This is a genomic window from Myroides sp. LJL116 (genome assembly GCF_054871685.1).
The window spans coordinates 47560-59530 of record NZ_JBTXLR010000010.1 but is presented as its reverse complement, the minus strand read 5'-3'; the positions used below and the strand labels follow the sequence as shown (position 1 = coordinate 59530).

General features: G+C 33.0%; 12 protein-coding genes and 3 tRNA genes. 9 read left to right on the top strand and 6 right to left on the bottom strand.

The features are described 5' to 3' along the window. Positions 1 to 6: 6 nt before the first annotated feature. A complete protein-coding gene (locus tag ACYSNM_RS09005; RefSeq protein ID WP_461756588.1) occupies positions 7 to 1626 on the bottom strand; it encodes an ABC transporter substrate-binding protein in 1620 nt (539 codons plus the stop codon). An 87-nt stretch (positions 1627 to 1713) separates the two neighbouring features. Between ACYSNM_RS09005 and mtaB the strand changes: the two genes are divergently transcribed. After that, positions 1714 to 3030 (top strand): tRNA (N(6)-L-threonylcarbamoyladenosine(37)-C(2))-methylthiotransferase MtaB, encoded by a 1317-nt coding sequence (gene mtaB, locus ACYSNM_RS09000; protein ID WP_461756587.1) that lies wholly within the window; start codon positions 1714 to 1716, stop codon positions 3028 to 3030. A gap of 173 nt (positions 3031 to 3203) precedes the next feature. On the opposite strand, the gene ACYSNM_RS08995 is transcribed toward mtaB, so the two are convergent. Beyond that, the gene (locus ACYSNM_RS08995) at positions 3204 to 3485 is read right to left on the bottom strand and encodes a GNAT family N-acetyltransferase (RefSeq protein ID WP_461756586.1); all 282 of its coding nucleotides are present in this window, start codon (positions 3483 to 3485) and stop codon (positions 3204 to 3206) included. A 184-nt stretch (positions 3486 to 3669) separates the two neighbouring features. Between ACYSNM_RS08995 and ACYSNM_RS08990 the strand changes: the two genes are divergently transcribed. From ACYSNM_RS08990 to ACYSNM_RS08980, 3 genes are all read left to right on the top strand, one after another. Continuing rightward, on the top strand, positions 3670 to 4347 hold the full coding sequence (locus tag ACYSNM_RS08990; protein ID WP_461756585.1) for an alpha/beta hydrolase family protein: 678 nt from the start codon (positions 3670 to 3672) through the stop codon (positions 4345 to 4347). Continuing rightward, positions 4331 to 5245 (top strand): lytic transglycosylase domain-containing protein, encoded by a 915-nt coding sequence (locus tag ACYSNM_RS08985; RefSeq protein WP_461753088.1) that lies wholly within the window; start codon positions 4331 to 4333, stop codon positions 5243 to 5245. Before ACYSNM_RS08990 ends, ACYSNM_RS08985 begins: the two co-directional genes overlap by 17 nt. Before the next feature lie 85 nt (positions 5246 to 5330). Beyond that, positions 5331 to 5534: a hypothetical protein gene (locus ACYSNM_RS08980; protein ID WP_461753089.1), complete on the top strand. Its 204-nt coding sequence runs from the start codon at positions 5331 to 5333 to the stop codon at positions 5532 to 5534. 8 nt (positions 5535 to 5542) lie between these two features. Here ACYSNM_RS08980 and ACYSNM_RS08975 read toward each other — a convergent pair whose 3' ends face one another. Next, positions 5543 to 6334: an alpha/beta fold hydrolase gene (locus ACYSNM_RS08975; protein ID WP_461756584.1), complete on the bottom strand. Its 792-nt coding sequence runs from the start codon at positions 6332 to 6334 to the stop codon at positions 5543 to 5545. 458 nt (positions 6335 to 6792) lie between these two features. Between ACYSNM_RS08975 and ACYSNM_RS08970 the strand changes: the two genes are divergently transcribed. Further along, complete coding sequence (locus ACYSNM_RS08970) at positions 6793 to 7002, top strand: type II toxin-antitoxin system HicA family toxin (RefSeq protein WP_461756583.1); 210 nt, start codon at positions 6793 to 6795, stop codon at positions 7000 to 7002. Between the two features lie 197 nt (positions 7003 to 7199). Continuing rightward, positions 7200 to 7613 carry a type II toxin-antitoxin system HicB family antitoxin gene (locus ACYSNM_RS08965; RefSeq protein WP_461756582.1) on the top strand — a complete coding sequence of 138 codons (414 nt, stop codon included), beginning with the start codon at positions 7200 to 7202 and terminating at the stop codon, positions 7611 to 7613. 281 nt (positions 7614 to 7894) lie between these two features. Here the strand turns inward: ACYSNM_RS08965 and ACYSNM_RS08960 are convergent. From ACYSNM_RS08960 to ACYSNM_RS08950, 3 genes are all read right to left on the bottom strand, one after another. After that, positions 7895 to 7968, bottom strand: a tRNA-Arg gene (locus tag ACYSNM_RS08960). 29 nt (positions 7969 to 7997) lie between these two features. Beyond that, positions 7998 to 8072, bottom strand: a tRNA-Pro gene (locus tag ACYSNM_RS08955). 5 nt (positions 8073 to 8077) lie between these two features. Beyond that, a tRNA-Ser gene (locus ACYSNM_RS08950) sits at positions 8078 to 8161 on the bottom strand. Between the two features lie 277 nt (positions 8162 to 8438). Here ACYSNM_RS08950 and ACYSNM_RS08945 point away from each other — a divergent pair. The 3 genes from ACYSNM_RS08945 to ACYSNM_RS08935 all read left to right on the top strand — a co-directional run bounded on the left by ACYSNM_RS08945 (position 8439) and on the right by ACYSNM_RS08935 (position 11942). Continuing rightward, positions 8439 to 9617 carry an acetyl-CoA C-acyltransferase gene (locus tag ACYSNM_RS08945; protein ID WP_461756581.1) on the top strand — a complete coding sequence of 393 codons (1179 nt, stop codon included), beginning with the start codon at positions 8439 to 8441 and terminating at the stop codon, positions 9615 to 9617. 87 nt (positions 9618 to 9704) lie between these two features. Continuing rightward, on the top strand, positions 9705 to 10466 hold the full coding sequence (locus ACYSNM_RS08940; RefSeq protein ID WP_461756580.1) for a C40 family peptidase: 762 nt from the start codon (positions 9705 to 9707) through the stop codon (positions 10464 to 10466). Positions 10467 to 10589: 123 nt separating this feature from the next. Next, a complete protein-coding gene (locus tag ACYSNM_RS08935; protein ID WP_461756579.1) occupies positions 10590 to 11942 on the top strand; it encodes a DEAD/DEAH box helicase in 1353 nt (450 codons plus the stop codon). Positions 11943 to 11971 lie beyond the last annotated feature (29 nt).

Below are 11971 nucleotides of genomic sequence, written 5' to 3'. Positions count from 1 at the left end.
TCCTTTTTAGTTCCTTGGGTCTGTTCTTGTTTTATAGACCGTCTTTAAAAATAAATTATTCATAGGATTAATGGACAAATTATGTACATTTTGATGGGAAAATCGCACTGCTTGATCATAATAAAGTACAATTACTGGAACTTGCCTCCTTAGGATAGAATCCATTTTATAATAATATTGTTCTCGCAGCTTTGTATCGGTTGCCTCTAGGGACTTTAGATAAAGCTCATCGTATTGTTTATTAGAAAATCTGGTATAATTAGGCCCATTAGGAGCCCAATTCTTACTATAAAACAAGGATAAGTAATTTTGAGCATCTGGGTAATCCGCAATCCAACTTGCTCTAAAAAAATCTAATTTCCCACTAGAAAGGCCTTGTCTTAAAGTAGAAGCAGGAAGTATATCTATGGATACATCTACTCCTATTTCAGCCCACTGTCTTTGTAAATACTGTCCAATATCTACATAAGATGCATCCATAGAAAGAGTTAAACTAACCTTAGATACATTATGTTGCTTCTTATATTTCTCTACTAGTTGTCTTGCTTGGATTGGATCAAAATTATTTTGCATTTCAAAACCACCTGCTAATCCCTTTGGAATCATGCCTCCTATGGAAGAAATCCCAAGATTATTTCTTAAGTATAATAACATCTTTTCCCTATCAAATCCTATATGTAGCGCTTGTCTTAAATTGTGATCGATCTTAGATTGAACAGTATCAGAAAGATTAAATCCTAAATACTCTGTATTTAGATAGGGTCCCTTTTGCATACGTATTTTAGAGGTATATTTGGATTGCAACTCTCCTTTAGCATCGATAATATCATCCTTATAGGAAGGGTCTATTCCTGAAACAAAGTCTATATTTCCTTGTAAAAATTGCAAAAAAGCGCTTTGTTTATCTGGTAAAAACGTAATAGCAACAGACTCCAAATAAGGCAAAGCTACCCCGGAGCTATCCTTCTCAAAATACAATGGATTTTTACGCAATATTAGCTTGACATTTTCCTGCCAATATTTAAAATAAAAAGGTCCTGTTCCTATTGGACTTACTCTAAAGTCAATACTAGGATCTTCTACTACTTCCTTAGGTACAATAGAGGTATAACGGGTAGACATTAAAGCCAAAAATCCAGGAAATGCTTTATGTAGGCGAATATTTAACACACTATCATTAATAGCCCTTATTTGATCCACATTCTGCATTACCCAAACTCCTGGAGAAAGTAAATTAGGATCCCTTAGACGATTTAAACTATAAACTACATCAGAGGCTACAACATTTCTCGTGCTGTCTTGTCCAAAATTTTTATGTTTATGAAAATACACATCTTGACGTAAAACAAACTCATATTCTAAGCCATCGGGTGAAATAAACCAGTCTTTAGCGATATCTGGCTCAACCACAAGACTATCATTTAACTGCACTAAAGAATTAAAAAGTTGGTTACAAGGCCAAATAATAGACATGCTCTTTGCAAAAGCAGGATCTAAACTACTTACACTAGAGGCTTCATTGTATCTAAAAACAAGGTGATCAATGTCTTTATTGGTTTTTTTTTGGCACCCTTGTATAGTTAAAACTACCCAAATAATTGATATATAATGTATTATTGATTTCATCAAACCGATTTTTGTACGTAAATTTGCATTCTTTTTAAAAGCAAAAAAGAAATATAGTCAAAGTTACTACTATAGTAGGTAATCATTATGGAAAATAGAAAAAAAGTAGCCTTTTATACTTTAGGTTGTAAACTTAACTTCTCAGAGACCTCCACTATTGCCAGAAGTTTTGAGCAAGAAGGTTTTGATCGCGTTGATTTTGAAGAAGTAGCAGATATTTATGTAATTAATACTTGTTCGGTTACAGAAAATGCCGATAAACAGTTTAAGCAAATAGTAAAAAAGGCACAAAAGAAAAATAATAAAGCTTTTGTTGCTGCAGTTGGATGTTATGCTCAATTAAAACCAGAGGAATTAGCACAAGTAGATGGTGTGGATTTAGTACTAGGAGCGACAGAGAAGTTTAAAATAACGGATTATATCAATGACCTTTCAAAAAATGATATGGGCCAAGTGCATTCTTGCGAAATATCAGAAGCTGATTTCTATGTTGGAAGTTATTCCATTGGAGATAGAACAAGAGCTTTTTTAAAGGTTCAAGACGGTTGTGACTATAAGTGTACCTATTGTACTATTCCTTTAGCACGTGGTATCTCTAGAAGTGATACGATGGAAAATGTGTTGAAAAATGCAGCAGAAATATCCGCTCAAAACATAAAAGAAATCGTTCTTACTGGAGTAAACATTGGAGACTATGGTAAGGGAGAATTTGGAAATAAAAAACACGAACATACTTTTTTAGAGTTAGTAAAAGCTTTAGATGAAGTTCCAGGTATTGAAAGACTTCGAATTTCCTCTATTGAGCCTAACTTACTTAAAAATGAAACTATTGATTTTGTGGCACAAAGTAGAACTTTTGTTCCTCACTTTCACATTCCTCTACAATCGGGAAGCGATGACATTTTAAAGAAAATGAAACGTCGTTACTTAACGGATCTTTATACAGAGAGAGTAAGTAAGATTAAGTCAATCATGCCTGATTGTTGTATTGGAGTAGATGTAATTGTTGGATTCCCAGGAGAGACCGATGAAACGTTCTTAGAAACATATAACTTTTTAAGCCAAATGGACATCTCTTATTTACATGTTTTCACTTATTCAGAAAGAGACAATACAGAAGCAGTAGATATGCCCATGGTAGTTGCTCCAGAGGTTAGAAATAAAAGAAGTAAAATGCTAAGAGGTCTTTCAGTGAAAAAACGTAGAGCCTTTTACGAAAGTCAGCTTGGTAAAGTAAAAACTGTTTTATTTGAAAGTGAAAACAAACAAGGGTATATTCATGGATTTACTGAAAACTACGTTAAAGTAAAAACACCTTGGAACCCAGAACTTGTCAATACACTACACAAGGTAGAATTAACCACTATTGACCAAGATGGTATAGTTCGCTTTAATTTCTTATAAAATAAAGCCTAGAAGATAAAAGGACTTACAAAGTAAGTCTATAAAAAAACAACGCTTGTAAAAGATTTTAAAATCTATTTACAAGCGTTGTTTTTTTTTGCAGCTTTATAATGTACAATAGAATAAATTCCACCTACATTTTAAACTAATTAATGTTGTAAAGCTCTTTACAATTAGATGCGAATCCCCGGAGGCAACATCTCTTTGTAACTAGGGTTTTTTCTAAAAAAAGAAACAATCTTAGGATGAGTAGGTACGACTCTTAATTTTCTTTCGCGAACCATTTCTAAGATCCCTTTTATAAAATCATTACTGTCAATTTGGGTGATTTCTTGTTCATTGTTTAAACGCGTTAAAAAAATTCTTCTTTCTTGTAAAGAATACTCCACGCTTAGAAGTCCTTTGTCCGTCTCTATTTCAAACTGACGAAGTAGTTCATTGTCTTTAATTTCCATTATTCTTATTTTAGTTGTTGGTTTAGGTATATTTTTACTTGATCAAGGGAGTTTTTGACCTTTGGTTTACATTAATTAAACTTTAACGTAGTATTATTTTAGTTTCTCATGAAAAGAACTAACTTTAGCAAAGTTCGTGATTTTTTTTCAAAACCCCATCATTTTATTAGTTAATTTATTTGTAATGAGTAAAATACCAGTTTATTTCATTCCAGGCATGGCATCGAACCCTCTAATTTTTGAGCATATAAAATTAGACCCTACTAAGTATGAATCTCATTTTTTAACATGGCCACAAGTGGACAAAACAATGTCTTTGGATAAATATGTGGATTTATTCGAAAAACAAATAAACAAATCTACTCCTGTATTAATAGGTGTTTCTTTTGGTGGAATAATTGCGCAAGAACTAGCAAAAAAAATAAAAGTAGAAACCACTATTATTATATCTAGTGTTAAGAATACTTTAGAATATCCGTATTTATATAAGTTTGCCAGACAAACCAAACTATATAAACTACTACCTACTTCACTAGCTAGTAAAATACTTGGAGCATATACTCGTTGGTTAGGCAATAAAAACGCAAAAAGAAAAGTTCTATATGAAAGATACTTAACCATCTTAGATCCTTTGTATTTAGATTGGTCCATTGATAAAATCATCAATTGGCAACAAATACAAACTTTAGAAAATATAATTCATATTCACGGTGAAAAAGACGAGCTGTTCCCTATCAAAAATATAAAAAATGCTATAATTTTACCAGGTGGGACACATGCAATGATTTTAACCAAACACAAATGGTTCAATAAAAACATCCCCCTTTTAATCTCAAATAAAAAAGATGAAACAAAATATTAAAACCCTGCTTTCTATTATTGCTATAGTAGCTATTTCTTCTACTTTAATCTATTCAAGTAGTACACCTTTACACAATGATCCAGACACGGAATTACTAGAGAATTTAAAAATACAACAGAGTCCTCACTTCCACCCAACACCCACTTCAGCTAATTTTGCAAAAGAAGAGGTACCTTTAGATATTTTAGATGTAAAGGAAAGGTTTGACAGAGAAATGATTTCCAATACCAACTTACATGGTTCAACTATTTTAATAATAAAAAGAGCCGAGCGCTATTTCCCAGTGATTGAGCCTATATTAAAGCAGCATGGTATACCAGATGACTTCAAATACCTTTGTGTAATTGAAAGTAGCTTAAGCAACGCTGTTTCATCAGCTGGAGCAAGTGGTTTTTGGCAATTTATGAAAGGTACAGCTAAAGATTATGGCTTAGTGGTTGATGATACTGTAGATGAGCGTTATGATTTAGAAAAAGCAACCCACAAGGCCTGTGAATATTTTAAAGATGCTAAAGCTAAGTTTGGTTCATGGACTCTTGTAGCAGCAGCTTATAATCGTGGAATGGCAGGAATTACTAGAGCAATGGATGCCCAACAAGTAGATAATTATTACGATCTTTTCTTAAATCAAGAAACATCTAGATATGTATTTAGAATTCTAGCGTTAAAAGAAATTATGAGCAACACAGATAAATATGGTTTTACCATCCCTTATAGCTCTAAATATCAACCTGTAAAACTAAAACAAATAGAGGTAGATTATCCAATTGACGACCTTGCTTACTGGGCAAAACAACAAGGTATTAATTATAAATTATTAAAACTTTACAACCCTTGGCTTGTAAACACATCGTTCAAACCTAATGGGAAAACCTATCAAATAAATATCCCTGTATAATATACTAACACAGGTGAGTTTGCTTTAGTAAACTCACCTGTGTTACTATTCACTCAATAATAAACCTAAATAAAGTCTGGCTTTTATGGAAAAACAACTATTTATATCTAACGCAATAGAACAAATAAAAAATAAAAACTTACAAGTTCCCTTCTCTCTTGATCAAGGTAGTACTGTAACGGATTTAGAACTATATCTAAGAAGCTTAGAAAAAGCATACTTATCTACTAAAGACCCAAGATTAAACACTTTATTCAAAGATAAAATAGAGCAATTAATACAGCTTTAATAGCTATTCTAATGCTTGTATTTTTGTAAAAAAGAAACAATATTTTCTTTTGCTAGTTCCGGTTCTTCCTTGAAAACTGCGTGAGACGCTCCTTTTAGTATTTTTGATTGACTAATTCCTTTTACTTTATCCAAAGTTCTAGTTAATTGCTCAAGAGACCCATACTCGTCTTTATCTCCTTGCATAAACAGAACTGGACAAACTATATCTTGCATCAAGTGCTCAATACTCCAATCTCTATACCCTGGGCTAGTCCAAGTATCTACCCAAGCCTTAAACAAAGTTTCTACTTTATCTCCATGGTATTTTTCTAAGCGCTCACTCAAAGTACTATTATAAAAGTATTGCTTCATTTTTTCAATCCCCTCTAAGGTAATCTCTTCTACATAAATATGCCCTGCAATACACACAAGTGATTCGCAATTTTCTTGGAATAACGCACCAAATAACAAAGCTATTGAACCTCCGTCACTATAACCTACTAAACTGACTTTATCAATAGTTAATTGCTCTAGAAGATGTTTTAAAAAAACAGCTTCATTCTGTAAATAAGCCTTTGTTCGAACACTACTTTGTAAGCCTTGAGATTGACCATACCCAATTCTATCATAGACAAGAACATTACATTCTAACTCTAGAGCTAATTCCTTAGGCAAATCCCTCCACAGAGCTGTACAGCCTAACGAATCATGTAGTAAAACAATAGTTTCAGCCCCTTTAAGGGCTTTTGATGGTTTAAAAAGCTTATAATACACTTGTTGATTTTCAACAAGAACCTTATCCTCTATTATATCTAACATACTTCTACATTTAAAAACAATATTAGGGAAACAAAATTCAAAACCATAATTTAATACAGCCTTGTTACTACATTTCTTTTAGAACTATAAAACAGCTAATACTTAAACACTACAGAATAGTGTCGCATACTGAAGTATTGTCATATTCCAAATAATATAAACGTCCAATTCGGTCTTCTGACACAAAAACAGTGAATTCTCATTTGATCTAGAATCAGTATATTAATATGAACGCTAAAACCTAATAATATACATCTAAAATTCACAAGAGGTATTCTAAACGCAAATCTTTAATAAAATAAGCTTACACTATTCTAATTATTACAACCAACATTATAAGAATGGATACTAATCTACTATAAAACAAAAATTTAAACTTATACAAAAAAACATATAACATATTTGTTATATAACATATTTGTTATATATTTGCAATACTAATTTAAAGTTCAAATAAAATGATTAATGTATCTGAGCTTAGAAATAGTACTAAATTAATTAAATTCTTAGAGTCCCAAGGTTGGGTTCTAAGACCTAAAAAAAACGCTGGAAGTCATTTCACATTTAAGAAGGAAGGAGTTGATTACCTTGTAACGGTTCCTCCCCCAAAGAAAGATCTCCCAGAAGGTACTGTGAAAAGCATTTTAAAGAAGGCCGGGGTATTATAACTCCCTTCTTTAAAAAGTGATACATTATATAATTATAAAATTCTTTACCCTGTATAAAGAATGTATTTGTTTTGTTAAAAAACAAATTTGATAAATACAATAAAATTAATTAGATTACAATATTGACAAGTAGATAAAGTAACATAACATTCATTAATTGTAGATCAGGGAATACAATTAACTTATTTAATATTTAGATGAAAAAGTTGAGAGTAAGAGTAGAACGTTCCGAAGATGGCACCTACTGGGGAAGTACAATAAATATTCCTGGTATAATCGTTTCAGAAGGTAGTTCTTTAGATGAACTCAAAAAGAACTTAACACAAGCAATTGAAGAAACTATTGAAATCGCTGATGAAGAAGGCATTCAAGTGTACAATCAATTAAGAGAAGGTTTTGAATTTGAATTTGAAACAGAACTAACTGATTTATTTAAAAAATATGAGTTTTTGAATAAATCTGCAGTTGCAAAAAGATTAAATATAAATCCTTCATTATTTAGATCTTATACTTCGGATAAAAGAGAAGTATATATTTCTGAAAAAAGAGCAAAAGAAATAGAGACAGGACTTCATCAATTGGGTGAAGAACTTTTAGCTATTAGATTATAAAATTTAGTATTATATCCAATCATACATTAATCAAGAGAAAGACTATGTTTATACGTAGTCTTTTTTTTTAGATAGCTACTAGCTTCCTGGTAGCTATTATACTTTCAATCTTTTTTACCCATCATAACAGAAAAACTTTATGAGCAAATCCTCCTTAAGCTTTCTCTTTAATAAAAGAAAAGTTTTTTCTAACTTTTAGATGACCACTGCTTTTACTAAGTAATCCAACACTAGAAAGTTATATAAAACAAAAAAGCTTCAACATAATGTTGAAGCTTTTGTGATCCAATCAGGATTCGAACCTGAGACCTACTGCTTAGAAGGCAGTTGCTCTATCCAGCTGAGCTATTGGACCTAACCTGAAAAAACTTTTGGTCTTTTTTGTCGGGGTGGCAGGATTCGAACCTGCGACCTCCTGGTCCCAAACCAGGCGCGATGACCGGGCTACGCTACACCCCGAGTTGCGGAGAGACAGGGACTCGAACCCTGGCATCGGTTACCCGATGACAGATTAGCAATCTGCTCCGTTACCACTCCGGCACCTCTCCTTTTGCTTAGGGATTTCCCCTGTATTGCGATGCAAACTTAGCACTACTTTTGAGACTATGCAAGCTTTTACAACAAAAAAAATAAAAAAAAAGCGTAAAAAATAGGAACTACTTAATTATCAATACCCTAGTATTAATAATATTTTAAACTTTTTTTCAATCCTATTTTTAACTTTGGTAAAATCAAGATTTTTTATGTAATTTCCCCATCGGTAAGGTTATTTAAAAAAACAATCATCTTACTAAATCAACCACAAAATTAATTAAAGTTACAATTATGAATAAAAAAGTAGTTATTGTCTCAGCGGCAAGAACACCTATCGGAAGCTTCTTAGGAGCATTATCAAGCGTACCTGCAACAACATTAGGAGCAACAGCAATTAAAGGTGCTCTTGAAAAGATAAATTTAGACCCAAATTTAGTAGATGAAGTATATATGGGGAATGTAGTTCAAGCTGGCGAAGGACAAGCTCCTGCTAGACAAGCTGCATTAAAAGCAGGTTTATCTAAAGAAGTTCCTTGTACAACAGTTAATAAAGTATGTGCTTCAGGAATGAAAACAGTAATGTTCGGTGCACAAGCTATCCTTGCTGGAGATGCTCAAATTGTAGTTGCTGGAGGAATGGAGAACATGAGCCAGATTCCACACTATGTTTATATGCGCGAAGGAACTAAGTTCGGACCAGCTACCTTAATCGATGGACTGCAAAAAGATGGACTTGTAGATGCATACGATAATAATGCAATGGGAGTAGCAGCGGACTTATGTGCTACAACTCATAATATATCTAGAGAAGAGCAAGATGCTTTCGCTATCAACTCTTATGCTAAAGTAGCTAAAGCTTGGGAAGAAGGAAAATTCAACAATGAAATCGTTCCAGTAAGTGTACCTCAACGAAAAGGAGATCCTATTATAGTAGATAAAGACCAAGAGTTCACAAATGTTTCTCTAGATAGAATTCCTTCTCTACGTCCAGCATTCACAAAAGAAGGTAGTGTAACTGCTGCAAATGCTTCTACTATTAATGACGGAGCTGCAGCGCTAGTTTTAATGAGTGAAGAAAAAGCATTAGAATTAGGGATTAAACCTCTAGCTTATATTGCAGGTTATGCAGATGCTGCACAAGAGCCAGAATGGTTTACTACAGCTCCTGCTAAAGCGCTTCCAAAAGCACTTAAAAAAGCAAATATCGCTTTAGACCAAGTAGATTGTTTTGAATTCAATGAGGCTTTCTCTGTAGTTGGTATTGCAAATACTAAACTTCTTCAAATAGATCCTGAAAAAGTTAATATCAATGGAGGTGCTGTAGCTTTAGGTCACCCTCTTGGTTGTTCTGGAGCTAGAATTATAGTAACATTATTAAATGTACTAGAACAGACAAATTCTAAAATCGGAGCAGCAGCTATTTGTAACGGAGGTGGAGGAGCTTCTGCAATAGTGATAGAAAAGGCTTAATTTAGCTAAATTATAAATATTTATAAGGATGGGTTTGATAAGTTCAAACTCATCCTTTATTTTTGCATCCTAATTCAAATCATCATTATGTTTGCATACTGCAATCTTCCCATAGTTCCTGTTCGTTTTGAACCAAGCGATAGAAGCGAAATGGTAACACAAATCCTATTTGGAGAACACTTCACAATTTTAGAACAAACCCCAAAATGGTCTAAAGTAGAATTGGCTCTTGACAAATACCAAGGTTGGGTAGATAACAAGCAATTTCAAATTATTTCCCAAGCAGATTATAATTTACTGGAAACAAAATCTACTATCTATTCTGGTGAATTAGTAGACTTCATTACCAATGATGCTAAACATTTAATGAGTATTCCTATTGGTAGTTGTTTAACAGGACTTTCTATAGCTTCTATTAATACAGAGAATTTCAGCTATAAGGGCAATTGTATAACAGGCACATTTGATAAATCCCTTTTCTTAAAGACTGCTTTTATGTACTTAAACGCCCCTTATCTTTGGGGAGGAAAGACACCTTTTGGGATAGACTGCTCAGGATTTACCCAAATGGTCTACCGCATAAATGGACACCAAATACCAAGAGATGCATCTGTTCAAGCAACCGTTGGAGAAGTTCTTAGTTTTATAGAAGAAAGTGAAGTGGGCGATTTAGCTTTTTTTGACAACGAAGAAGGTCATATTACCCATGTAGGAATCATTATGGATAACAACTATATTATTCATGCCCATGGTAAAGTTAGGATAGACCGTTTAGACCAATTCGGTATTTATAACATAGATACTGGTCGACATACCCACAAATTAAGAGTTATAAAGAAAATTGTTTAAAATTTACTAACTAGTAAAAAAATACACTTATTTTTCATAAATATAGAGTTTTTTAACAATCGTTACCTCCATTATTTAAAAGCAAAAAAATAAAAACGTATATTTGAACAAAATCTAGATACTATGAATACTTTCGAGCAATTTAATCTACCGAAAGCTTTAGATAAAGCCCTTAATGAGCTAAATATTACTACTCCTACTCCAATTCAAGTTAAATCTTTTCCAGTGATTTTATCCGGAAGAGACGTAATGGGAATTGCTCAAACAGGAACTGGTAAAACCTATGCTTACTTACTACCTATTTTAAAACAATGGAAATTTGCAAATACAGAAACTCCTAGAGTGGTAATTATTGTACCAACTAGAGAACTTGTAGTGCAAGTTGTAGAAGAAGTAGAGAAATTAACCCAATATATGTCTATTCGTACTTTAGGTGTATATGGAGGTACAAATATTAATACACAACGTAAAGCTGTTTACCAAGGGGTAGATATTCTTGTAGGGACTCCTGGAAGAATGATGGACCTTGCTTTAGACGGAGTATTGCGTTTTGATAATCTACAGAAGTTAGTCATTGATGAATTTGATGAAATTCTAAATCTTGGATTTAGAACCCAGCTTACTTCTATCTTAGCCATGATGAAAAACAAAAAACAAAATATTTTGTTTAGTGCTACCATGACCGAAGAAGTAGATGAAGTTCTAGATGAATACTTTGATTTTCCTGAAGAAGTTTCTTTAGCTAACTCAGGTACACCTTTAGAGAAAATTGATCAGCAAGTATATCACGTGCCGAACTTTAATACTAAAATGAATGTTCTAATGCATTTATTAAAGGATAAAGAGACTTTCAACAGAGTACTTGTTTTCATTAACAGTAAGCGTTTAGCTGATGTAGTAATGGAAAAATTAGAGAAAGAATTCCCAGATGAATTTACTGTTATTCACTCTAATAAATCCCAAAACTTCCGTATGAGATCTATGGCTGAATTCCAAGCAAGTGAATTAAGAGGGTTACTTACCACGGATATTATGGCAAGAGGATTAGATATCTCGGATATTTCTCACGTAATCAACTTACAATTCACAGAAGAGCCAGAGCAGTATATCCACCGTATTGGACGTACAGGGCGCCAAGATAAAGAAGGTATAGCTATCTCTTTAATTGACCCTAAAGAAGAAGAACTACTTCTTAATGCGGAGACTTTAATGGAAAAAGAACTAAGAGTGATTGACATACCTTCAGAGGTAGTAATCTCTGAATCATTGATGGAGTTTGAGAAGTCAAAACTTAAGTCAAAACAACTTACCAAGGTTAAAAAGCCAATCGAAAAAGGAGAAGCATTCCACGAGAAAAAAGATAAAAACAAAAAAGTTAACTTAGGAGGTCCTGGAAAGAGAACACCTCGTAAGAATAAACCTCGTAACAGAGCAGTAGAAGCAAAAAGAGCTGCAAAGCGTAGAGGAGAAAGATAACACATACAAAAAGGCCTTAGGATAACTCC

Coding starts and splice junctions, on each gene's coding strand:
- ACYSNM_RS08995 (WP_461756586.1), bottom strand. CDS start 3,485: ATGGAAATTAAAGACAATGAACTACTTCGTCAGTTTGAAATAGAGACG.
- ACYSNM_RS08940 (WP_461756580.1), top strand. CDS start 9,705: ATGTTTGCATACTGCAATCTTCCCATAGTTCCTGTTCGTTTTGAACCA.
- ACYSNM_RS08935 (WP_461756579.1), top strand. CDS start 10,590: ATGAATACTTTCGAGCAATTTAATCTACCGAAAGCTTTAGATAAAGCC.
- ACYSNM_RS08980 (WP_461753089.1), top strand. CDS start 5,331: ATGGAAAAACAACTATTTATATCTAACGCAATAGAACAAATAAAAAAT.
- ACYSNM_RS08970 (WP_461756583.1), top strand. CDS start 6,793: ATGATTAATGTATCTGAGCTTAGAAATAGTACTAAATTAATTAAATTC.
- ACYSNM_RS09005 (WP_461756588.1), bottom strand. CDS start 1,626: ATGAAATCAATAATACATTATATATCAATTATTTGGGTAGTTTTAACT.
- ACYSNM_RS08945 (WP_461756581.1), top strand. CDS start 8,439: ATGAATAAAAAAGTAGTTATTGTCTCAGCGGCAAGAACACCTATCGGA.
- ACYSNM_RS08965 (WP_461756582.1), top strand. CDS start 7,200: ATGAAAAAGTTGAGAGTAAGAGTAGAACGTTCCGAAGATGGCACCTAC.
- ACYSNM_RS08985 (WP_461753088.1), top strand. CDS start 4,331: ATGAAACAAAATATTAAAACCCTGCTTTCTATTATTGCTATAGTAGCT.
- mtaB (WP_461756587.1), top strand. CDS start 1,714: ATGGAAAATAGAAAAAAAGTAGCCTTTTATACTTTAGGTTGTAAACTT.
- ACYSNM_RS08975 (WP_461756584.1), bottom strand. CDS start 6,334: ATGTTAGATATAATAGAGGATAAGGTTCTTGTTGAAAATCAACAAGTG.
- ACYSNM_RS08990 (WP_461756585.1), top strand. CDS start 3,670: ATGAGTAAAATACCAGTTTATTTCATTCCAGGCATGGCATCGAACCCT.